Source organism: Methanolobus sp. WCC1, from assembly GCF_045690315.1.
Lineage (GTDB): Archaea > Halobacteriota > Methanosarcinia > Methanosarcinales > Methanosarcinaceae > Methanolobus > Methanolobus tindarius.
The window spans coordinates 15,498-38,096 of the sequence record NZ_CP146979.1 but is presented as its reverse complement, the minus strand read 5'-3'; the positions used below and the strand labels follow the sequence as shown (position 1 = coordinate 38,096).

Here is a 22,599-nt window from a genome sequence, read left to right as displayed (position 1 = left end):
AATACTTACTGTAACATATATTATGTACTAATTGAGGCTTATTATGAATTTTGTAAAATTTACTTTTATTTTGATATGTATTATGATGATAAACACCGCAACCTGCCAAGAAAATATTTATCAAAATTTGGCATCTGAAGAAATAAAATTATTATATAGCAATTATCAAGAAAATTCAACAACACCTTTACAAAAATATTATTTGGAAGCAGATGAATGTAAATCGGAGTACCCATTTTACTCATACAATCTTGCTTTAAAATGCCGTCGAATTGTAATAATAAGAAATATAGATAGTATGGTTTCAACAAATGGAACGGAAGTAACCATCAATAACATGTCTAGTGTTCTTAAAAATACTAGTGAGGAAGTAGGAGATAATTTACAACTAATGAAAAACAACAATTTGACATTTCAAAGTATCGAATGGTTATCTCTTGCTGAAAGAAATTACCAAGAAAGTAAATATTATTATTCTATATCACAAGATCAGTATAACTATCCAAATCAAAGTACTACCCTAGATGCACTGGCAAAAACAGAATTTGCAATTTACAAAACGAGAAAGTTATTAAAAATGGTAGAAGATAAAAACAAATTGTATCCAAAGATTAACAGTACTCAATTATCTTGTGAAGGTGAAAAAGTTGCTTCTGAATGGATTGAAGCGGCTGACAAGAACTTATCAATATTGACTAAATCCGGGAAAAGAAAAGACATAGCTATATATTGTGAAAGTAATATAAATATTGCAAAAGAGTATTTTTATAAAGAAAATTATTATATGGCAATTATGACAGCTGCTGAAATCAAAGCACTGGCAGATTATGGAGTCAAATATGAAAAGTTTAATACATCGCAAGATGCTATTATCTATGCGGAAAATCAACTTAAAAATGCAAATAATTCATTAAAAACCCTTCTTGATAAAAACAATATTGATGCTCCTATAGCTATGCTTCATATTGAAACTGCACAAATAAGGATGGAAGAAGCAAAAAATGAGGATTCCATAAATTCTATTCCTCTTGCAGATTCTGTAACTCGTAACTCTTTGATTGCTAATGAACAGGTATATGCTATTATGGAGTATAAAGAGGCAATAAAAAATATAGATGAAACATCAGAAAAAACACGGGTTGAAAGAATACCTATAGGTATCCCTCCATTTTTTGTTGTTCTATTAGTTTATCTGTCATTAAGGAGGAAAGTGACTTGAAAAGTTACATTCTTTATTTAATCTTCCTCTCAATTTCACTCTCTAGTGCACAACCAATATATGTAGAATATTTCTACCAAGATGGATGTCACGATTGTGAGGTAACTGCTCCACTAATAAATCAAATAGAAAAGCAGTATGAAGATATAAACATTGTAAAAATTAATGTGGGAACAAAAGAAGGATTTAACAAATGGAATCAATACAATTTTTTAGAAGTACCAGCTATTGTAATTAACAATGAAACAAAAATATCTAAAGAACAAATTACTGAGGATAATCTAAAGCTTTCGATTGATAACTATCTAAAAGGGGAAAAAGAAGACATAAAATATAATAGTACATTGGACCTTCCATTTGCATATTCACTTGGATTATTTGCAGGTTTATCTCCCTGTTTAATGGCAATACTTGGATTTCTCTTAAGTTTTACAGCCGGCACCAGTGAATCTGTGCGTAATGGAATGACAAGAGCGACTATATTTGGTATTGGATTAATTACTTCTTATCTTTTGATAGGTATCGGATTAATAATGTTCAAAAAATCAATCCCAAATATCGAAGTTTTTTCTTCGATTACGGGAATCATAGTTATTGCTATTGGATTGTATTTGGTGGGATTATTAAAAGCACCATTGTTCCTGGAGAACTATTTTCAGGATGCTGCTAGAAAGCATGCTAGTACAGCAGGAGGATTATTTTTATTGGGAGTTCTGTTTTCTTTAGTAAAAGTACCATGCACTTTACCCATGCTTTTAGTCCTTTTAAATAAAACAGTAAGTCAGGGAACAATAGGAGATTTGTCTTTACTACTTGTTTTCAGTTTGGGCGTATTGACCCCTTTTGTTGGAGTTGGATTGATAGGAGGATACACCTTGTCAAAACGAATACGTAATTATCGAGATCATATGAAATTAGTTAGCGGATTTGTTCTAATCTTGCTTGGCTTATGGATTGTTTTTTAGAAATGACTTACATCATAAATGATGAAATTATTCTGGCATGGTGGATGAAGTTTACTGACCCAAACCTTGGACTTGGTGAAAGTCTTCCAGGACTTGTTATTATTGATGCAAATACTGGTGAAGTTCTCATAGCAGACTTTACTATCGGCTGATATAAAGTCATCAGCCTTCTATTTTCTTTTTCAAACTGGCTTATTACTGATGTTTTTTGCGTTAAAAATTGAACTATGGTATTTTTAGTTTGAGCTCTGGCCATAATAATTAAATATATCACCAAACAATTTTACGATGTCACATTGGAATAATGTGGAGTGGAGTCCAAACTAAACTTGCAGAGTCGGCTTGAACTCCGGAACGCCCGAAGGCAAGGTTATGGTTGGCTTTGATAGTGTTTAAGGTTTGCGTAATCTTGCCTCAGGAGTAATTTGAAACGAGGTAAGAAAGAAAATGAAAACTAAAATAAAAATAGGATTTGGCGCACTAATTGCATCACTGATGCTGGTAAGCATGACACTTTTACCTGCTGTAAGTGCATCTGATGTTAGTATTAAGAGTACACAAAAAATAGATATCACTCCTCAAGAAGTGGAATTGTATACATCACCCGATTATTGGGATGACACAGGCGAACTTTATGCACAATTCACAACTAACGTGGATGATGATGTGAATGTAAAGACAGATACAGTAACCGTGCTTGTAGGCTCCGAAGAAGAGTTTGATGATGAGTGGGAAGATCAGAGATACGCAGCAGATAGCCTTCGTATATTGGTTTGGGATGAGGACACTGCCTCAAGTGATGACAAACTATTGGACATTTATGATTCGCCGGAAGATGGAGTTAACGTTTGGAGCAATTCAAATGTCAAACTAACAGCATATATTGATGTACATTGGTAATACCGCACTGTGCCTTTTACGGCACAGTTTCTTTTTTAGGAGGTGTCTATGAACAAAGAAAAAGGTTCACTAATCTTTATGATTGCCTCAATAGGATTATTGTTTCTTTCAATATGGTTTTTTTCATCAGTTACCCTAAATGAAAATAATTATAATGAAAATACTTCAGGTGATGAAAATACTATTGCAATAGCACATGATTCCACAAGAGATCTGCCATGGGAAGATAATTTCTCCTATGCAATAAAAACAGCAATCGAGAGAAATAATTTCATTCTGATTCAAATGCATTTGCAAAATAAAAGCATAGATTATGAAGGAAAATACAACATAATTGGTAAAAATGATAGTGAATTTATGATGGATGTATATTTCCGACTATTTGTAATGGGAAATGAAACTATAAAGTCATATCTGACAAATAAATTTGTTTTATGCCGAATGCCATATCCTTCAGATCATTATTTTGAAGGCATAGAACTGAAAGAACCCTCATTATTACTTATCTATGACCCTACTTCCAGAAAAATAATAAAACAGGCGTCTATAAATTATAGTACATTTGCTCCAGATTATATGAATACATCAACGAAAAAAGCAGAAATTGAGGATATTGAAAATAAAACATTAAGATTCTCAAACTGGCTTAAATCACAATGAAAGGTGAACAATAATGTCTGCCGTTAAAAAATACGTAAGTTTATTCTTTGTATTTATCTTAATCTGCATATTATCAATAGGCATCACAAGTGCAGAAAATACATTTGTTAGTCTTGCATCCCCTGATTTGAGAGTCAATGCTTCAAACCTAAAACAAATGACTGAAGAAATAGTAAATTACGGACCCCGTATAACATATTCGGAATCTGCCCAGGGCACGAAAATAGACGAAAAAAGAGTACAAGCCACTGATCAATCAGTGGAGTATATAAAAGGCATGATGGAAACATATGACCTGAATACATCATTAGAAGAAATTCGTGATGAGCCTGTAGTCACTAATAATGTAGTGGGAATAAAGAAAGGTAACGACCTAGAAAAACAGATAATCATAGTTTGCTCTCATTATGACACAGCAACAACAAGCCCCGGTGCAGATGATACTGCCTTAGGAGTTGCTGCAACCTTAGAAATTGCAAGGATTCTACAAGACTATGAGCTTGACAGAACTGTATATTTTATTGCTTTCCCAGAACATAGTTGGCCAATGGGTTCCGAGAGATGGATTGAAATGCATCCGGAACTAAAAAATAATGTAACTGCAGTAATCGGTATTGATCAAATCGGATATGGAAACAAATCACAAGTAGCATATGTTCAGCAAACATCCTGGCTTGCAGACTTCGTTCAAAAATCAGCATTTGATACAAATAAAACTATTGGAGAACACTTAGGTATGATTGGTGTCAGTGACCATATACCTTTTATACAAAATAATATCCCTGCTGTGGAAATTATTGAATCTCAAATTACGCCATACCACCATGAACCTGAGGATACTGTAGAAACACTTAATTTTTCTCTTGCGGAAAAAACAACTGAAATTGTAGCTGAAGCTGTATATCAATTGGCGATACCAGAAGATATAGACCCCCCAGTGGTCGAAATTACATCTCCTAGCGATAATGTAATTTTTGGGGATAATATAATTCCTCTTACCTATAATGTTTCAGATAATGACAGCCATATACAGGTTTTGCTAGACGGACAAAACATAGGGGAAATTGTTTCCGGAACAACGTTGATATTTGAAGGAGGTGAGCACGACGTAGAGGTAAGAGCAACCGATGGATATGGAAACAAAGGAGTTGCCATCAGTTCTATAAAAGTAGAGAAATATCCTGAAGTGGTGTATTCTCGTTCGGGAAAAAACAATTCAAATATAGATACATACCTGCTTTACGGGGGAGTTGTAAGCTTACTGATAATAGTTGCTTGTGTGTGGGCATATAACAAAAAATTAAAGAAATAATTTACAGTACCATCTATAGATACGGACTGAATACCCAGTAACAATGAAAACAAAATACATGAACAACAAACACCTATTTCTAATAGTGATATTCACAGGACTTACGTTTCTTGGAATAGCCAACGCCTTGAATAAAAGCATAATAGGTGTAGGAATCTTAATTGCTATCATAACAGGAATAGCACTGGGCATAAAAATGGATAAAAACGCTCAAAAATACACTTTTTTAGCAGTGTTCACATATAGCATAATTGCATGGGTCTTGATGTTATTATTAACTAAAGACGGAAAAATTGTATTAGAATCAGGTATCGCAGCCACATCACTTTTAAGTGGGTTTGCAATTATGAATTTTTTATTCAATGCCATAGTTGGATCATTTGCAGCATTTGTCGCATGCAACATCAGTGACAATAGAACGGACTGATAACATGAATATATCAAAAATAAGAATTGTTGCCCAGGACGAGATATTAAGAGGGGTAAAAAGTAAGCATGTATGGTTTTTCAGCAGTGCATTGGCATTCATTTGTATTCTGGCAATGCACTACAGCACATCTTTAGCATTCCTGTTTTCAGATCCGGGTAAAATTCCTTTCACATATATTTCTTTCATGATAATACTGATTATCGGACCTTTTTTCATACTTGTTACAGCATTTGACAGCATAAGCAACGAAGTTGAGAATGGAACGATCAGATATATAATTTCAAAAATTGACAGGGCATCTTTTGTGCTTGGCAAGTTTTGTTTTTTATTCCTGATATTTGCACTCCTTACTTTAGTTGTTGCAATTGTGGGACAGGTAGATAATTTCATATCAGGCAATGCCTTTGACCTGAAAAAAATGATATTATTCTGGCTATTTTCAAGTCTGTATCTGGGCTGTTTTATCAGTTTGTTTTCCTTTGTGTCAATTCTGTCAGGAAATAACAAAATAGCATTTACAATGTCTGCGGTACTACTGGGAATCACTATATACTTCTTCATGCAAGGTGGCATCGAGTATTTGAAGTATTTAACTCCGCCATATTATGCTTTTGCTGTTTCAGAAACTATGAGAAATACCTCTGAAGAAAGTGACTATTTCAATATAATCAAGAACCTCTTTTCAATGCTGGTCTTTATAATTGTCACTTTATCCATTGATGTATTAGCGTTTAAAAGGAGAGATTTATGATGGCAACAGCAATCTCCATAAAAAACCTGTACAAAAAATATGGTCCAAGATACGTACTGGATGATCTGTCCTTTGAAGTGGAAAAAGGAAGTATATACGGATTTCTTGGACAAAATGGTGCCGGAAAAACAACTACTATCAAGATACTATCTGGACTTTCAATTCCAAACGAAGGTCAGATAATTATTGATAATATGGATCTGGCCCTGGAAGCTGACAAAATCAAAAATATATTGGGTCTGGTTCCACAGGACTCTGAATTTTATGATGAACGTACTGCCCTTAGCCACATGAATTATTTTGCAAGACTAAAAGGTCTTAGCAAAGATGAAGGACAGGAACAATCAATGCTTTTACTGGAACGTGTTGGTCTTGCAAATGAAATGACAAAAAAAGTTGGCTCTTTTTCCCATGGAATGAAAAAGCGGCTAAGCATTGCACAAGCTCTTTTAAATGATCCTAAAATACTCATTCTCGATGAACCTACAAACGGTCTTGATCCTGTTGGAGTGCGACAGGTCAAACAGATAATCCGTGAGTGCAATGATAACGGAATTACAATCTTAGTTTCATCCCACAACCTTCTGGAAATTCAGGAGATCTGCACCCATGTAGGGATTCTGAAAAATGGCAAGCTTATCACCGAAGGAACAATCGGAGATATCCGGCGGCTTGAGTCAAATGGAGTAGTTACAGTTGGAGTTTACAACATGTCACCTGAAATAGTATCTTTAGTAGAAAGCATGGAATATGTTGTAAAGACCAAATTAAAAGAGAAGAATATTTTGGAGATCTATGTTAACTCTAAAACAGATGTTAAACCGGAACTTAACAAGTTAATTGTGAACAACGGAGGACAGGTATTCAAACTTATCGAGAACTCTCTTTCACTGGAAGATGCGTACCTCAGTGCAACCGGAATGAAAGAATAAAGAGATTTCAGATTATCCCTTACTTTTTTACAACTAAATCACACCAAACAGTTTGAATCTTTGGCCATAAAATTTTAATAAATTGATAGATGATTATAATGTTATCAGTGAAGAGATAAATATGGCTTTGAAATATTTAACAATCACAATAGTTCTACTCATTACATTCACATACACTGCCAGTGCTGCCACTATAGACATTGGCACTGGTGAAGCTTTCGATTTCTCATCAATACAGGATGCAATAGCCTATTCTTCAGAAGGGGACACAATTCTGGTTCACCCTGGAACATATACAGAGAATGTAATAGTCAACAAAAAACTAACTATTATATCATCCTCAGAGAAAACTGATGATGTGATCCTCATAGCTGAAAATTCGTCAAAACCTGTTATTCATATTGTATCAGATTGTGTAACTATTAACGGATTAAAGATAACAGGCTCAGATGATAACGGCGGTTCGGGTATTTATCTGAAAAATGCAGACAAATGTATAATCAAAAACAATAGTATTTCAGACAACAATTTTGCAGGAATCGTTCTTGAATACTCTGTAGATAATGAAATTACTGCTAATAACCTATCGAATGACTCCCAGGGAATTTACCTCGATCATTCAGTACGCAACACCTTGCAAAAAAACTTTATTTCAAATAATAAATACGGAATGTATCTACACGTCTCAAAAAATAACGTAATAGATAAAAATGAAATCATAGGCAACAGTGCCGGAATTACACAGGGATTCTCTAATAGTAATACCATCACAAACAATATAGTTTCAAAAAACAATGGTGGCTTCTTTTTATACAAAAGCAATGAAAACCAGATAGAGAACAATATTCTCAGTTCAAATAATGAGTATGGAATACTTCTTCGATATTCAGATAGCAATATTCTGGAAAATAATATTGTAAATGGCAGTAATAGCGGAATAAGAATTGTAGATTACAGTACTAACAATGCAATCATAAACAATTGTCTATCTGAGAATGAAAACGATATAACTGTAAAGGAATCGGAGAATATTATAGTCACATCTGCTGATGACAACAATCCAGATGATAATAACTCCCTTGTGCAGTCCTGTGGAAATATCAGATACGTAATGTTGCTTGGAAATGTTTCTTACCCGGTCACTGTTGAAGAGATTAACGAGGTCACAAACTTAATAATCGCCAGTTACAGGGAAGAAAATCAAGATACTGATGAGCGGTTAGTATTCCCTGTAGCTGAAAGATCATCAGGCACCATAATTCTTGCATATTGTTTTAGTATCAATGAAAACGGAGTGACTAGTACCTACACTGGAAAGACGAGTACAGAAAATGCAAACCAGGACGAAAAGACAATAGAGATTATTCATGGAAAAGCACAAGACTGGTATGAAAAAGAAGTTGTCAAAAAACTGAATGACACAAAGTATCCTGAAAATTGCTCATCTGAAAACAATAGGAGAGTATTAACACCAGAAGAAGTAACGGAGATTTTCGGAAACAGTACATGGATATTACCTGATGACTGGATGGAAGGCAAGCTGAATTATTCAGATGACTATGATTTCAATAATTACAGAGAAACATCTGGCTCAATCTATAAACAGGAATGGATACCTACCAAATTCCCTTTACTGATGTGGTGAACGAATGGAAGCAAAAAGCAAACACATTGCCATTGTAATTATAATCCTGATAATATCAATCGCCTTTATTGCTGCAATCAGTGGTAAAACTGGAAATGCTGAACTGTATTATACAGACAAAGAACTCCAAACCCTTTATGAAAAATATGATATTACGGAAAATGACATCAAATTTGCAAAAGGTGAGCTGCCAAACTATCTGGAGGGAACAATTCTCTATAACAGTTCAAAAATAGTAATAGCAAACGAAGATGGAATTCCTGATGAAAACATGGTACAGGGAGTAGACTATGACATAATCATCAGTGAGAAGGAAATGTTTGATATTATCGAAAATGCAAGGTCCGATTATATAAAAAAATATGGAGTGGACCCGGATAATCCGAAACTTGATTCAGTTGATGGCTATCTTTTACCAGTACAGGAAGCTAATAGACTGGTATTTCAGCAAAATATACGGGAACTGTTGGCCTGACCTCTAATTTCGGATTCTATTCAAATTGTTTGACAGATATCAACTTTAATGCAACTTAAGAGAATAAGGAAAATGAATAGAAACAAAGTAATGATTGTTGCTGGTGTATTGCTATTTTTAATTGTTGCAACCATGCTCGGTTTTTCTAATGGAACGATATTTTCAAAGAATAATATCAGTGAAGAAAAGGCTATGGAAATTGCAGATGAATATGTGCAATCCAAGTTATCTCCTGATGAAATCAGTGAATTAGAATTTGAAGAAACTAATTATATAGAACCATATTTTGATGGTGATTCTGGAATATATGAAATAAAGTATTACCGGATAATCAATGAAATACCTTCACTGAATGGAGTAAAAATAAGAATTAATGCTGAAACCGGAGAAGTGTATAATTATCGTAAAAGTTGGTCAATAGACGAAGATGAAATAGCACTTGTTGACACTAAACCTTCCATATCTTCCAATGAAGCTGCAAAAATAATTACGGATTACATGACCAATGAACCTACAATTGGCAAAGAAAAAGCCAATACCGTGAAAACCATTTCCTCCGAACTTTACTGGAAAGAAGATGATAATGAAACAGTTCATCTTGCATGGGGCATAACCTTCAAAGACTCCACATTTAAATATGATGATTATCCTGCAGAAGCATGGATAGATGCTCATTCAGGTGAGATGTTATTGTTTGCTTATGCGAGAGATTGAATAGAGGAATGAAATATGAAAAGTTTCCAGGGATATAGTATTGGTTATTCAAATATATGGAGAGAGCTAATAATCTTTTTTGTTTTTATTTTTGGTTTCAAATTATTAGCAGAAAAAAATAATTGAAACTCAATTCCCTTTACTGGTTGTTAGTTGCCTTTATTATATCCATAGTAACGAATATCATTTCATCTTTGATTTGAGCTTAAAAATTATCCACCATACAGTTGGAATCTTTGGCCATAACAACTAAATAAATTAATGTGTTTTTTAGTAGTAACCCCCACAAATAGAGAAAGTCCGTGGGAACCCAATGTACCAACCGCAAGGTCACACAATACCATCCGATCAAAACTCACGTACATGTGGCCTTGCTCCCCAACTTTCTGATGGTACGAATAATCCATCTGAATGCCTGATTCTAATCGGAGAAGAGATTACTAAAATGAACACAAACGCCCTGCTTAAGCAAAAGATGCAAGTGGATATTACTTTTGACAAAAGCATGTTGAAAGTTCTTGTTCCCATGATAGTAGGAACTTTAATACTCTATGCTCTGTGTCTGCAATCACCTGAATGCAAGGTTTTGATCTATGCAATCTGGTACATCGGATTCATCATTCTTTTTGTCAAAGAACGGACACAGGTTGAGATAAATCCCCACATGATAATAATTCACAGACCTCTTTTCAGTCCGCTTGTGATTACCAAGAAAGAGATAAAAGATGTACAGATAAAGAAGAATAGAAACTACGCATATCGTTTATCAATGGTATTCATATTACTTTTACTTACAGCTTATCTTACTTTCAAAGCCGTACAAGATATTCATTATGAAATAGCAGGAGTTACGTTCATGGAAGGAATAAATATATTCCTTTATGAGTTCTGGATTGTATTCCTATCAGCAGTAGTTATTATAAATCTACTAAAAAGACTTCCATATACTAATTTGCTGAGAGTGGACACTGATAAATCAAAGTTCATATTCTACTCAAAGGAACCTGATGAACTTAAACGGATAATTGAAACACAGGAAACTGCATGTCATGACTTCGGTTAATTTCAAAGAGAAAATGAGTGTGGATAAAATAGGCGATTTGAGATTGACTATTATTCTAACTTTTCCGATGGCACTTTTGCTCCTAATAATGGTACTGGGTCTGGATACTCTTACCATTGATATTATTTATTTCTCAATATGGTATCTATGTCTTGCAATAATTGTGTTGCAGGACATCACTACTGTCGAAATAGAAAACAACAAAATAATTGTTCACAGATTTGTTTTGAGTCCGACTACAATAAACATGGATGATGTAAAAACAATAAAAGGCAGAAACAATATATCTCGAAAATACCACATTTTATTCACATTCATTATGCTGGTTTTGATAGCAAGTACATCATATTTTGTATACAGCAACATGCAAAGAATGTTCACTGGAAACATATCGTCAGAAGAACGGATATTATCACTCCTTTCCAGTTCAATGATCATAATATTTTATTTAATCATTTATTTCAATGCAGAAAAGAGAATCAGATACCCTGCATTTTTAGAAGTGCTAACCAATAAAGACAAATTCAGGTTTTACACGCACAAGCCCATAGAGTTCAGAGATTTGATACTAAATGAATAAAATAAATGATGAAATCAAAATGAAAGTCCCGTTGCATATTCCTGATTATGAATCCATACCAGTGATAATTGCCACGTTTTTTGTATTCGTACCCTTAACTTTGATTGACCATTTATACCGGAGTATCTGGACTTACCTTAGTGTTGTTTTAATAATATCGATAACCTTAGCAGTCATTCACCTTCGGTCATGTTATGAAATCATAATCAACAACAATGAACTAATTGTGAAAAAGGTATTGTTCAAAGATCTAAAAATCCCTGTGGAAAAAATAGTCGAGATTTCTGATTTCAACAACACTTTAAACAAATACCGAAAACCGTTCTTTTTAATTCTAGGACTTATTGTGTTGAGTGTTACGGTTATGGAAGTGAGTGATGGTTTTGAATCAATCGGAAAATACGGGTTTTACGAAGCCACAAATATCTCTCTCGTATTCTTTATTCCCATAATGATGGTCATCATTTTTTACAACTCATATCGAATGACCCATTATTCTAAAGCAATCAAAGTAAAGACTGACCCCGGATTTATTGACCTTTATCCTGAAAACGAAGAGAAATACTTACTCCTGAAAGAAAAACTTGATTCGCTCCTGCGATGATTTTAAAACCCTGACAAACATATAATTCCCCGATGTCCCGGACCTTCAAAGACAAACTCTCTTCAAATGATTTCTTAATAACAGCAGAGGTCAGCCCTCCCAAGGGAACAGACCTTGCAGAGATAATTTCTGATGCTGAACTTACACGAGGATGGGTTGATGCTCTCAATGTGACTGACAACCAGAAAGCTATCATGCGTATGAGCCCGCTGGCAGTGAGTAAAGCTCTCCTTGACGGTGGTCATGAAGTTATCATGCAGCTTACATGCAGGGACAGGAACAGGCTTGCACTTCAATCCGATCTTCTTGGAGCTTATTCTATGGGCATCAGGAACATCTGTATAATGACAGGTGACCACACAACAAAAGGCGATCATCCTAAAGCAAGACCGGTCTATGACCTTGATTCTGTGCAGCTTCTGAATATTGTCAGGAAAATGCAGAGAGGCATTGACCTTGCAGGCAATGTCATAGAGAATCCACCTCAGTTTGTTGTTGGAGCTGTGACAAATACCGATCCTTCCAGAAAAGCACAGATGATGAAACTGCGAAAGAAAGTCAAAACGGGAATTGACTTTTTGCAAACCCAGGCAGTTTATGATATTTCTATGTTCGAAGACTTCATGGAATCTATAGAAGATATTGAAGTCCCGATTATTGCAGGAGTAATTCCACTCAGATCTGCAAACATGGCACGGTTCATGAACGGAAACATTCCTGGAATTAACGTACCTGATGAAATTATAGAGAGAATGGACTCCACTGAAAAACCAAAAGAAGAAGGTATGGCTATTTGTGCAGAAGCGATTAAAGAACTGCAAAAACTCAGTCGTGGAATTCATCTTATGCCAATTGGCAAACATAACAATACACCAACCATACTTGAAATGGCCGATATCAGGAAGAAACGATAATGACAAAAACGCAAATCGACCATGCAAAAGAGGGCACCCTCACATCTGAGATGCTGGAAATTGCAAAAAATGAGAATATTGAAGAAGAACTTGTTCTGGAAAGAGTTGCAAATGGCAGCCTTGTGATAATGACACGTAAAGGCTGTCCACCTGTTGCTATCGGCAAAGGTGCCAGCACCAAGATAAATGTTAACCTTGGAACATCCTCTGCCGCAATTGACCCTGAAGCTGAGATAGAAAAAGTAAAGGTGGCACAGCAATACGGAGCAGCTACAATTACTGACCTTTCAATGGGAGGAGATATCTCTGCCATCAGGAAGATGGTGTTTGAGAACACAGAACTCCCGGTTACAACAGTTCCTATTTACCAGACAATCGTTGAACGGGGAATGGAGAACTTAACTATTTATGACATTCTGTCGTACCTGAAAAAACATGTTGATGAAGGAGTAAGTTCAGTACTTCTTCATTGCGTGAAAAGGGAAATGCTTGAACAACTCAAAGGCACAGGCAGAGTCATGGGAATGGTCTCAAAAGGTGGTTCCTTTACCAGCAGTTTCATGCTTCTCAATGACTGTGAGAATCCTTTCATCGAGCATTTTGATGAGATAATGGAGATACTCAGAAAGAATGATGTTGTGCTATCCATTGGAAATACCATGAGAAGCGGATGCATCCATGATCTGAAAGACAGTGCTCAGTTGATGGAAATTGAGACAAATGCTGCACTTGCAAAAAGAGCAAATGAAATGGGTGTCCAGGTGATAATCAACGGTATGGGAGGACATATACAGGCATCCGATATTCCGGGTTCTGTGAAATTATACAAAGAAAAAGCTGATTTTCCACTATTTGTTGCAGGCCCGCTCCCTACTGATATTGCAGTAGGCTATGACCACATTGCAGGAGCAGTTGGTGCAAGCATGGCCAGTGGTGCAGGTGCAGATTACCTTTGTTACATTACACCGGCAGAACATCTCTCACTTCCAAACCCACAACAGGTTAAAGAAGGACTTATTGCATTCAGGATTGCAGCTCACATCGGAGATTCCATGAAATACGGATTAAATGAGGCAGATCTTATGCTTGCTGAAAAAAGAGCAGACTTTGACTGGAGAGGACAGGCAGAACTTGCTATTGACCCTGACAGGCCTTCACAAATGTGTCCTGATGAAGGACCATGCTCCATGTGTGGCGATTACTGCGCCATCAAAATTATGAAGAATTATCTTACAGGAGAAGACTAATGCCAGAGGAGCTATCTTTCCCGTCCCTGCAAATGTTTGGGATTAAAACTCCGATAATCAGACCCGGAGATAACATTGCAGAGATTATCATTAATTCGCTTAAAAAGCAAGGATTAAACGTCCAGGATAATGACATCCTGATCATTGCCGAATCACCGCTTGCAACAGCTGAAGGACGCCTTGTTCGTCTTGATGATATAAACCCCGGTGAAAAAGCAAAAGAGCTTGCTGAAAAATACCAGCTTGATGTCAAGGAAATGGAACTCATTGTCCAGGAATGCGATGAGATATTCGGCGGCGTTCCGGGAGCAGCTCTTACTATTACAAGAGGGATACTTGCTCCTAATGCAGGTATTGATGCTTCCAACGCACCTGAAGGATATGTTGTGCTTCTCCCTGAAAATGCACAGGAAAGTGCTGGCAGGATAAGGAGAGAAATCAAAAAGTGTTGCAAATGCAAAATTGGAGTTATTGTTGGTGACAGCCGTACGCAGCCACTGAGACTTGGTTGTGTTGGAATTGCACTTGGAACTTCCGGAATTATTCCTGTTGAGGATGCAAGGGGAACACATGATCTCTTTGGAAAAGAGATGACTATCACCCGCAAAGCAGTTGCTGATAATCTCGTTTCTGCTGCTCAGCTCCTTATGGGAGAAGCCGGGGAAAGTGTGCCTGCTGTTCTTGTAAGAGGTTCAACTGCCCAGGTAGTTGATGATGATATCGAAATGCCACTTTTCAGCAGGGATGAGTGCATGTATTATAGTAATATCAGAAAAGCATAACTTTCACTTTCTTTTTTATTTTATGAGCATTATATAGAAAAACGAGATGATGCAGCTTTGTCAAAATATATAGAAGAATATATTTTTACTTAGCTATTGTAGCTGACATTTTGTATATAGTGCTATGAATAAATAAAAAACACAATTAGGCTACATAATCTATTGGTAAAAACTACTAATGTCTCAAATCTGAAAATCAGCCAATAACCTTGGAAGAGGTTGGTGATTAGATGGATAAAAGACACAATTTATTATTTGCATTATTTGTTGTATTCATGCTTGTTCTTGGAAGTGCAGCACCTGCTGTAGCTGCCAACAACAGCGACAACAAACCGAATGATGGAAACTCAAACAAAAAGATCAATAATGTTATTGTAATGGTACCTGATGGATGTGACCAGAACATCCAGACCCTTGCACGCTGGTACAGTGGAGAAGAGCTCCAGCTTGACAGTATGTATACCGGAATGGTTTCCACAAACATGGCAAACTCTGTTATCACTGGATCTGCTGCTGCTGCAACAGCTTTCGCAACCGGTGAAAAGACAACAGTCAGATTCCTTGGTGTCGGACCAAGAGCTGAAGACTTGCTCTCAATTTATGATGCAGAAGACATGGCTGAACCTTATGTACCACTGGCAACTGTCCTTGAAGGTGCAAAGCTTGAAGGAAAGGCAACCGGTCTTATAGCAACATCAAGCATAACCCATGCAACACCTGCAGCATTTGCAGTTCACGTTCATGACAGAGGAATGGACAGTGAAATCATGGAGCACATTGTCTACCAGGATATTGACGTAGTATTTGCAGGTGGAGAGCAGTATCTTGACAGCGACCGTAACGATGGAGAAGACCTCAAACAAGTACTTCTTGATGAAGGATACCAGTACGTTACTACAACTGATGAAATGGAAGCTGTAACAACCGGACAGGTATGGGGTATGTTTGCAAGCAAGCACATGCAGCCAGAGATGTCACGTGAAACTACAGAAGAACCTTCAATTGTTGAAATGACAGAAAAGGCAATAGAACTCCTCTCAGAAGACGAAGATGGATTTTTCCTTATGGTTGAAGGAAGCCAGGTTGACTGGGCAGGACATGCAAATGACCCTGAATACATGGTAACTGACTTCCTTGCATTTGACGAAGCTGTAAAAGCAGCTGTAAACTTTGCAGAAGAAGACGGACACACACTTGTAATTGTTTTCCCTGACCACAACACCGGTGGTATGACAATCGGAAACTATGACACATCCTATACAGACCTTACAGTTGAAGAACTTGTAGACCCTCTTAAGGGAGAAGAAGGTACAGTGGAAATCGGATGGACAACAGGTGGACATGCTGGTGGAGATGTCCCTCTCTGGGCATACGGACCAGATAAACCAACCGGACTTCTTGACAACACTGAACTTGCAACATGTGTTGCTGATGCATTCGGATTCAACCTTGAAGATGTAGGCGAAGAACTCTTCGTAGAAGTTGATGAGGCATACCCTGGAATATGGTCACTTGATTTAACAGACAATGACAATCCTGTTGTTGTAATCGAAAGGAGAGGTGTTGTTGCAGAACTTCCTGTCAGCAAGGATATCCTGATAATTGATGATACAGAATACGACCTTGAAGGTGTTGTTGTTGGTGTTCCAATGGCTGACGGAAATTCTGTACTTACAGCAGATGATGATTTCTACATCCCTCAGGAAGCAGTGGATATCATAGATGAGAAAATATCAGAAGGTTTTTCCGGTAGATGGTCACTTGACTTATCAGACAGTGAGAATCCTGCTATTGTATTTGACAATGATAGTGTGGTTGTAAAGTATCTTTATACCCAGAACATTCTGATTATCGGAGATGAGGCATTCGACCTTATCGATATCCTTGGTTCTATTTGAGGAAAGGGAATAATTTCAGGTTACTTAATTAGATGACTGAGAACCAGGGTTCTCTTCATCCTTTTTTTTACAATTGCCCTTATTTTCACTCGAGTGTGGTATTATATAAAATTAGAATACACAATAGTCACTGATTTTATAAAAATAAAAAGAAAATTCATTTTTGAGCTTATTTTGTCAAAATCAAACATAATAAAGCTCATTTCTACTGGAGTTAAACGATACATTAATATAGGGTCGCCCATTCAAAAATAGAAGTAGTTAATTTAAATTATCGTTATTCAAATTGAGGTATTACAATTCATAGAAAAAAGAAAATAGAAGTTCGTAATCTTGTCAAGATTTTTGGCAAAAACCCTCAAAAAGCAATATCTTTGGTCGAGCAAGGCGTCTCTAAACAGGAAATATTTGAAAGGACAAAACAGACAGTTGGTTTGTATAATGTCAGTTTCGATGTTTATGAAGGGGAAACCTTTGTGCTTATGGGACTTTCCGGCTCAGGAAAATCTACTCTTTTACGCTGCCTTAACCGTCTGATTGAACCAAGTGACGGTCATATTCTGATTGACGGCGATGACATTGCCACCATGGATGATAAAGAACTCCGGGAAACCAGAAGAAAAAAGTTAAGTATGGTATTCCAGAGTTTTGCACTTCTTCCTCATCGAACTGTTATCGATAATGTGGCTTTTGGACTTGAAATTCAAGGTGTATCAAAAGAGGAAAGATATCCAAAGGCAGAAGTGGCAATCGAAAAAGTAGGACTTAAAGGTTACGAATCCAGCAAAACATCACAATTAAGCGGAGGAATGCAACAAAGAGTAGGACTTGCAAGAGCTCTTGCTACTGACCCTGACGTCCTGCTTATGGATGAAGCATTCAGCGCACTTGACCCTCTTATCAGATCTGAAATGCAGGATGAATTAATTGCACTTCAGGATAAGATGAAAAAAACTATTGTCTTTGTTTCACACGACCTTGACGAGGCACTGAAACTCGGTGACCGTATAGCCATCATGAAAGATGGTATAATCGCCCAGATAGGTACTGCAGAGGAGATACTTACAGACCCTGCAGATGACTATGTTTCTGAATTCGTTGCCGGTGTTGACAGGACTAAAATACTTACTGCTGAGAACGTGATGAAAAGACCTGAACCTGTTGTTTCAATTAATTCAGGAATTAAAGTGGCGCTTCAGCTTATGAAGAAACATGGAATATCATCGATATTTGTTGTTGATCCTGACAAAATTGTCAAGGGAATACTCTATATTGATGATGCCGTTGCGGCTGTGAAAGAGAAGAAAACAATGCAGGATGTTTTGATTACAGATATTCTGTCTATAAAACCGGACGTGCCTATCAAGGAAATAATTCCAATGATTGCCGAATGCACATGTCCGATTGCAGTGGTTAATGATAATAATAAACTCATAGGAGTTATTGTCAGAGGCAGCATACTTGGTGCTCTGGCTATCACGGAGGATGATCAGAATGGTCTTACCTGAACTTCCCATAGGGGAAACAGTAGAATCAGGAGTTTACTGGCTGAATGACAATTTCGGTTTTTTGATGGATATCTTCAGTGATATCATCGATATGCTAATATCCGGTTTTAAGGATGTTTTGTTATTTTTACCACCTTTTGCATTTATTATTGTGGCTGCGATTCTTGTTTACCTGCTTTCCGGGAAAAATACCAGACTTGCAATAGGAAGCATAGTCGGGCTTTTGCTAATAGATAGTATGGGCCTGTGGACACTTTCAATGGAAACGATTGCTCTTGTATTATCATCGGCCCTTGTGGCATTGCTAATTGGAATTCCAACAGGCATCATGGCTGCCAAAAATGAAACAGTATTCCATATTGTCAAACCAATACTGGATTTCATGCAGACAATGCCTTCATTTGTTTACCTGATACCTGCAGTCATATTTTTCGGACTTGGAAATGTGCCGGGTCTTGTGGCAACCATTGTGTTTGCAATGCCACCTGCAATACGTCTGACAAATCTTGGCATTCGTCAGGTTCCTGTTGAACTTGAAGAGGTTGCAAGTGCTTTTGGAACAACAACGCTACAAAAACTTTTCAAGGTAGAACTTCCCGTTGCTTTGCCCACAATAATGGCCGGTGTGAACCAATGTATCATGCTCTCACTCTCAATGGTTGTTATCGCTGCAATGATAGGTGCACGTGGACTTGGTTATCAGGTACTTGTAGGTATCCAGAGAGTAGATATTGGACAGGGATTCGAGGCTGGTCTTGCAATTGTTATCATTGCTATAATTCTTGATAGACTTACACAAAATCTAACTCCTAAAAAATGATTCAAAACTTACAAATTCAAATTATTGACCATCCGGTCTTTATTATTACATAAAATGTTGTGATAGAATGAAAAGTCAAATAAAAGTACTTTCAGTGATTTTAGTGCTTGCCATACTTGTTATGGTAAGTGGATGTGCCGATCAGGGCACTACAGATACAGGAACAGAAGAAGGAACAACCGATGAAGTAAAGGAAGCAACAATTGGATATGTACTCTGGGATGGAGAGATAGCCAGTACCAATGTCATGAAACTTGTCCTTGAAGAAGCAGGCTATGATGTTGAGATAATTGCTGTTGATGCAGGTGCACTCTATCAGGGACTTGCAGACAGCCAGTTCGATTTTACAACTTCCGCATGGCTCCCACAGACCCAGAAGAATTACTGGGAACAGTATGGAGATGACATTGACAGTGTTGCAGTAAATCTTGAAGACTGCCGCATTGGACTTGTTGTTCCAACATATGTAACAATTGATTCCATTGATGAACTCAATGATAACAAGGACATGTTCGATGGTGAAATCATTGGAATTGACCCAGGGGCTGGAATTATGTCTACCACAGAAACTGCAATCGAGAACTACAGTCTTGATTATGAGCTTGTATCAAGCAGCAGTGCAGGAATGACAGCTGAACTTAAGAGCGCAATTGCAGACGAAGAATGGGTTGTTGTAACACTCTGGTCACCTCACTGGGCATTTAACAGTTTTGATCTGAAATATCTTGAAGATCCAAATGGAGTCTATGGTGAAGCAGACCACGTAGAGACCCTTGCGAGAGTAGGACTCGCAGAAGATGATCCTGAGCTTTATGGAATAATAAGCAGATTCAACTGGACACATGATGACATCCAGTCTGTAATGTCTGACCTTGCAGATGGTGTACCTGAGGAAGAAGCTGCTCAGAAATGGGTAGATGCAAACCCGGACAAAGTCAACGAATGGATAGGAGAGAACTAAAGTTCTCTCATACTTTCTATTTTATTTTTTGTTACTCTCTTTTAATTACTCTGCTTCTTCAAGTCCGTAAGCCTGCATTATCATATGATATTCATTGAGTGGAACTCTTGAATAAAATGCTCTTTTGATGACCTCACTTAGTGAAGGATGAATATCCATTGCATACATTATCGGACTGGCATCCTGGCCTTCAGTGTACAAAAGCGGGATTATCTGATGGATGAGCACTGAAGCTTGCGGACCTATTATATGAGCACCAAGAATTTTTTGAGTCTGTCCTTCAAATATAACTTTTACAAACTCATCCTCAAGGGACATGGCAATTCCTTTTGCAGTTTCCTGGAAACGATAGAAACCAATAATGATATTGTCTTCTCCATACTCTTCAACTGCCTGCCTTTCTGTCATTCCGACTCCGGCAATTTCAGGATAGGAAAAAACAGCATATGGAACTGCATGATAATCTGCTTTTATTTTCTTTTTCAATATTGCGTTATAGTAAACGACACTGGATTCATGGTTTGCAACATGCTTGAAAAGATACTTTCCGTTTGCATCACCAAAAGCCCAGACATCTGGCTGTGAGGTTTCAAGATGTTCATTTACTTTAATCCAACCTTGTTTATCGGTTTCAATTCCTGCAAGTTCAGGTTTCAGAATATCAGTATTAGGACTTCTTCCGGTTACCACTAGTATTGCAGATGCAACAACCTCTTTTTCTTCGCCGGTTTCACGGTCTTTTGCAACTACAAGCTTTCCTTCTGATGAGTTCTTTACTTCAATGACTTCGCAGTTGGTTAGAATATCCATATATTCTGACATCATTTTTTTTGCCAGAACTGATATCTCTGGTTCCTCTTCAGGAATAATTCGGGCATTTCTGCCAATTATCGTGACCTTAGAACCCATTGATGAGAAGAAATGGCCATATTCTGCTGCAATGTAACCACCTCCGATTATGGCAAGGCTTTCAGGAAGCTCTGTAAGTTTCAGGACATCATCACTTGTTAGATAATCAACTTCATCTAGTCCCTTTACCGGTGGAATTGCAGGTTTAGAGCCAGTGCACAGGAATATCATTTTAGCAGTGATGATTTCCTCGCCTACTTTCATTGTATAGGGTGAAACGAACTCTGCAGCCTCATTATAGAAATCCAGACGTGGCATATATGTATAGCCTTGCTTTATGCCTTCAATATCTGATGATATTGTCGAGCGCATCCTGTCCATTATAGTTTTGAAGTCAATATTATTGATTGAAGCCTTTATTCCAAATTCTCCTGCTTTTTCAATGTCTCTTACAAGTTCTGCAGGATAGAGAAGCATCTTTGAAGGGATGCACCCTCTTGTAAGACATATTCCCCCAGGTTCGTCTTTATCTACCAAGGCAACTTTCATTTCAGGATTTGCATCAAGCATTGCATTCACGTAATTCATACCTGAGCCAGAGCCAATTACTATCAGATCATATTCTTTCATGGAATTCCCCACATGCGATATCCTGTAAACATTGATCTTTACCCGTATAATTACTTCCGATAGATTGGAACGTATCAAAAACTGTGATATGAAGTAAAATGAATAAATAAAAGTACAACATCTATTACCAATTTTTGTAATCAAGAATGCAGAACTGCTCGGAAAAGCACAGTTTGCTAAAAAAGAAAATGAGGGCTGTTGAGCCCCATTTTTGAACAAGAGAGAAACAATTTATCTACTGACTTTATGCTATAAAGGTGCTTTTGAGTATATTATTGTATATAATATAATAAGTTATAATAAAACCAGTACCGCTATTTTACGGATATACAGTAAAAATAGTAGAATATTGCTAACTGTGCATTGATTAATGTAGAATCAATCATTTTAGATTACCAAAATAAACATCCAAAACTGTAAGTTGAGTTGGTTGCAATAGAAAGGAATTGTAGAAAATAGAATTTAGAAATCATGTGTGAGTGAGATGGCAGCGTTCCATATTTCCCAAAGACTCTCATACTTTAGTACAGTATAGAACGCAGGCGGGCTTATCTTCTGTGTTCGGGATGGGTACAGGAATTGCCCCGCCGCTATGGCCGCCAAACTCACTCACGATGAACGATAAAGTTTAAGCCAAGATCCGGATTCGAACCGGAATGGAATCGCTCTGCAGGCGATTGCGTAGCCGCTCCGCCATCTTGGCAATGAGCGATACATGGATGAAACCATTGTATAAATAC

23 protein-coding genes, 1 tRNA gene and 1 rRNA gene are annotated in these 22,599 nt (G+C 37.1%); 22 read left to right on the top strand and 3 right to left on the bottom strand.

Annotated features, from left to right (window positions below; translation table 11 throughout):
• The first annotated feature begins 43 nt into the window (after positions 1-43).
• The 22 genes from V7O61_RS00180 (at position 44) to V7O61_RS00075 (ending at position 20,380) form a co-directional block, all read left to right on the top strand.
• On the top strand, positions 44-1,219 hold the full coding sequence (locus V7O61_RS00180) for a hypothetical protein (RefSeq protein ID WP_407283105.1): 1,176 nt from the start codon (positions 44-46) through the stop codon (positions 1,217-1,219).
• On the top strand, positions 1,216-2,184 hold the full coding sequence (locus tag V7O61_RS00175; protein WP_407283106.1) for a cytochrome c biogenesis protein CcdA: 969 nt from the start codon (positions 1,216-1,218) through the stop codon (positions 2,182-2,184). The genes V7O61_RS00180 and V7O61_RS00175 overlap by 4 nt, the downstream gene beginning before the upstream one ends.
• A gap of 2 nt (positions 2,185-2,186) precedes the next feature.
• Positions 2,187-2,336, top strand: coding sequence for a hypothetical protein (locus V7O61_RS00170; RefSeq protein ID WP_407283107.1), 150 nt, complete (start codon positions 2,187-2,189; stop codon positions 2,334-2,336).
• A gap of 295 nt (positions 2,337-2,631) precedes the next feature.
• Positions 2,632-3,084 (top strand): hypothetical protein, encoded by a 453-nt coding sequence (locus tag V7O61_RS00165; protein ID WP_407283108.1) that lies wholly within the window; start codon positions 2,632-2,634, stop codon positions 3,082-3,084.
• A gap of 48 nt (positions 3,085-3,132) precedes the next feature.
• Positions 3,133-3,744 (top strand): hypothetical protein, encoded by a 612-nt coding sequence (locus V7O61_RS00160; protein WP_407283109.1) that lies wholly within the window; start codon positions 3,133-3,135, stop codon positions 3,742-3,744.
• A 13-nt stretch (positions 3,745-3,757) separates the two neighbouring features.
• The gene (locus V7O61_RS00155) at positions 3,758-5,056 is read left to right on the top strand and encodes a M28 family peptidase (RefSeq protein ID WP_407283110.1); all 1,299 of its coding nucleotides are present in this window, start codon (positions 3,758-3,760) and stop codon (positions 5,054-5,056) included.
• 43 nt (positions 5,057-5,099) lie between these two features.
• Entirely contained in the window at positions 5,100-5,483 is a 384-nt protein-coding gene (locus V7O61_RS00150; protein ID WP_407283111.1) for a hypothetical protein, read from the top strand.
• Positions 5,484-5,487: 4 nt separating this feature from the next.
• Positions 5,488-6,237 (top strand): ABC transporter permease, encoded by a 750-nt coding sequence (locus V7O61_RS00145; protein WP_407283112.1) that lies wholly within the window; start codon positions 5,488-5,490, stop codon positions 6,235-6,237.
• Positions 6,234-7,169 (top strand): ABC transporter ATP-binding protein, encoded by a 936-nt coding sequence (locus V7O61_RS00140; RefSeq protein WP_407283113.1) that lies wholly within the window; start codon positions 6,234-6,236, stop codon positions 7,167-7,169. Before V7O61_RS00145 ends, V7O61_RS00140 begins: the two co-directional genes overlap by 4 nt.
• A 121-nt stretch (positions 7,170-7,290) precedes the next feature.
• On the top strand, positions 7,291-8,814 hold the full coding sequence (locus V7O61_RS00135) for a nitrous oxide reductase family maturation protein NosD (protein WP_407283114.1): 1,524 nt from the start codon (positions 7,291-7,293) through the stop codon (positions 8,812-8,814).
• A gap of 4 nt (positions 8,815-8,818) precedes the next feature.
• Positions 8,819-9,289, top strand: coding sequence for a hypothetical protein (locus V7O61_RS00130; RefSeq protein WP_407283115.1), 471 nt, complete (start codon positions 8,819-8,821; stop codon positions 9,287-9,289).
• Positions 9,290-9,361: 72 nt separating this feature from the next.
• Positions 9,362-10,003, top strand: a complete 642-nt coding sequence (locus tag V7O61_RS00125; RefSeq protein ID WP_407283116.1) for a YcdB/YcdC domain-containing protein — start codon at positions 9,362-9,364, stop codon at positions 10,001-10,003.
• 313 nt (positions 10,004-10,316) lie between these two features.
• On the top strand, positions 10,317-11,066 hold the full coding sequence (locus tag V7O61_RS00120) for a hypothetical protein (protein WP_407283117.1): 750 nt from the start codon (positions 10,317-10,319) through the stop codon (positions 11,064-11,066).
• Positions 11,053-11,646, top strand: a complete 594-nt coding sequence (locus V7O61_RS00115) for a hypothetical protein (RefSeq protein WP_407283118.1) — start codon at positions 11,053-11,055, stop codon at positions 11,644-11,646. Before V7O61_RS00120 ends, V7O61_RS00115 begins: the two co-directional genes overlap by 14 nt.
• Complete coding sequence (locus V7O61_RS00110; RefSeq protein ID WP_023845111.1) at positions 11,639-12,250, top strand: hypothetical protein; 612 nt, start codon at positions 11,639-11,641, stop codon at positions 12,248-12,250. The genes V7O61_RS00115 and V7O61_RS00110 overlap by 8 nt, the downstream gene beginning before the upstream one ends.
• Positions 12,251-12,282: 32 nt before the next feature.
• Positions 12,283-13,164 (top strand): methylenetetrahydrofolate reductase, encoded by an 882-nt coding sequence (locus tag V7O61_RS00105; protein WP_407283120.1) that lies wholly within the window; start codon positions 12,283-12,285, stop codon positions 13,162-13,164.
• Complete coding sequence (gene thiC / locus V7O61_RS00100) at positions 13,164-14,411, top strand: phosphomethylpyrimidine synthase ThiC (protein ID WP_407283121.1); 1,248 nt, start codon at positions 13,164-13,166, stop codon at positions 14,409-14,411. Before V7O61_RS00105 ends, thiC begins: the two co-directional genes overlap by 1 nt.
• The gene (gene cofE, locus V7O61_RS00095; RefSeq protein ID WP_407283122.1) at positions 14,411-15,193 is read left to right on the top strand and encodes a coenzyme F420-0:L-glutamate ligase; all 783 of its coding nucleotides are present in this window, start codon (positions 14,411-14,413) and stop codon (positions 15,191-15,193) included. The genes thiC and cofE overlap by 1 nt, the downstream gene beginning before the upstream one ends.
• A 230-nt stretch (positions 15,194-15,423) precedes the next feature.
• The gene (locus V7O61_RS00090) at positions 15,424-17,091 is read left to right on the top strand and encodes an alkaline phosphatase (RefSeq protein ID WP_288070221.1); all 1,668 of its coding nucleotides are present in this window, start codon (positions 15,424-15,426) and stop codon (positions 17,089-17,091) included.
• 374 nt (positions 17,092-17,465) lie between these two features.
• On the top strand, positions 17,466-18,599 hold the full coding sequence (locus tag V7O61_RS00085) for a glycine betaine/L-proline ABC transporter ATP-binding protein (protein WP_407283123.1): 1,134 nt from the start codon (positions 17,466-17,468) through the stop codon (positions 18,597-18,599).
• Positions 18,586-19,419: a proline/glycine betaine ABC transporter permease gene (locus V7O61_RS00080; RefSeq protein ID WP_023845117.1), complete on the top strand. Its 834-nt coding sequence runs from the start codon at positions 18,586-18,588 to the stop codon at positions 19,417-19,419. The genes V7O61_RS00085 and V7O61_RS00080 overlap by 14 nt, the downstream gene beginning before the upstream one ends.
• 67 nt (positions 19,420-19,486) lie before the next feature.
• A complete protein-coding gene (locus tag V7O61_RS00075) occupies positions 19,487-20,380 on the top strand; it encodes a glycine betaine ABC transporter substrate-binding protein (RefSeq protein WP_023845118.1) in 894 nt (297 codons plus the stop codon).
• A gap of 45 nt (positions 20,381-20,425) precedes the next feature.
• Here V7O61_RS00075 and V7O61_RS00070 read toward each other — a convergent pair whose 3' ends face one another.
• From V7O61_RS00070 to V7O61_RS00060, 3 genes are all read right to left on the bottom strand, one after another.
• Positions 20,426-21,859, bottom strand: a complete 1,434-nt coding sequence (locus V7O61_RS00070) for a dihydrolipoyl dehydrogenase (RefSeq protein ID WP_407283124.1) — start codon at positions 21,857-21,859, stop codon at positions 20,426-20,428.
• Between the two features lie 482 nt (positions 21,860-22,341).
• Positions 22,342-22,463: ribosomal RNA gene (gene rrf / locus V7O61_RS00065) — 5S ribosomal RNA — on the bottom strand.
• 27 nt (positions 22,464-22,490) lie between these two features.
• Positions 22,491-22,562, bottom strand: a tRNA-Cys gene (locus tag V7O61_RS00060).
• Positions 22,563-22,599 lie beyond the last annotated feature (37 nt).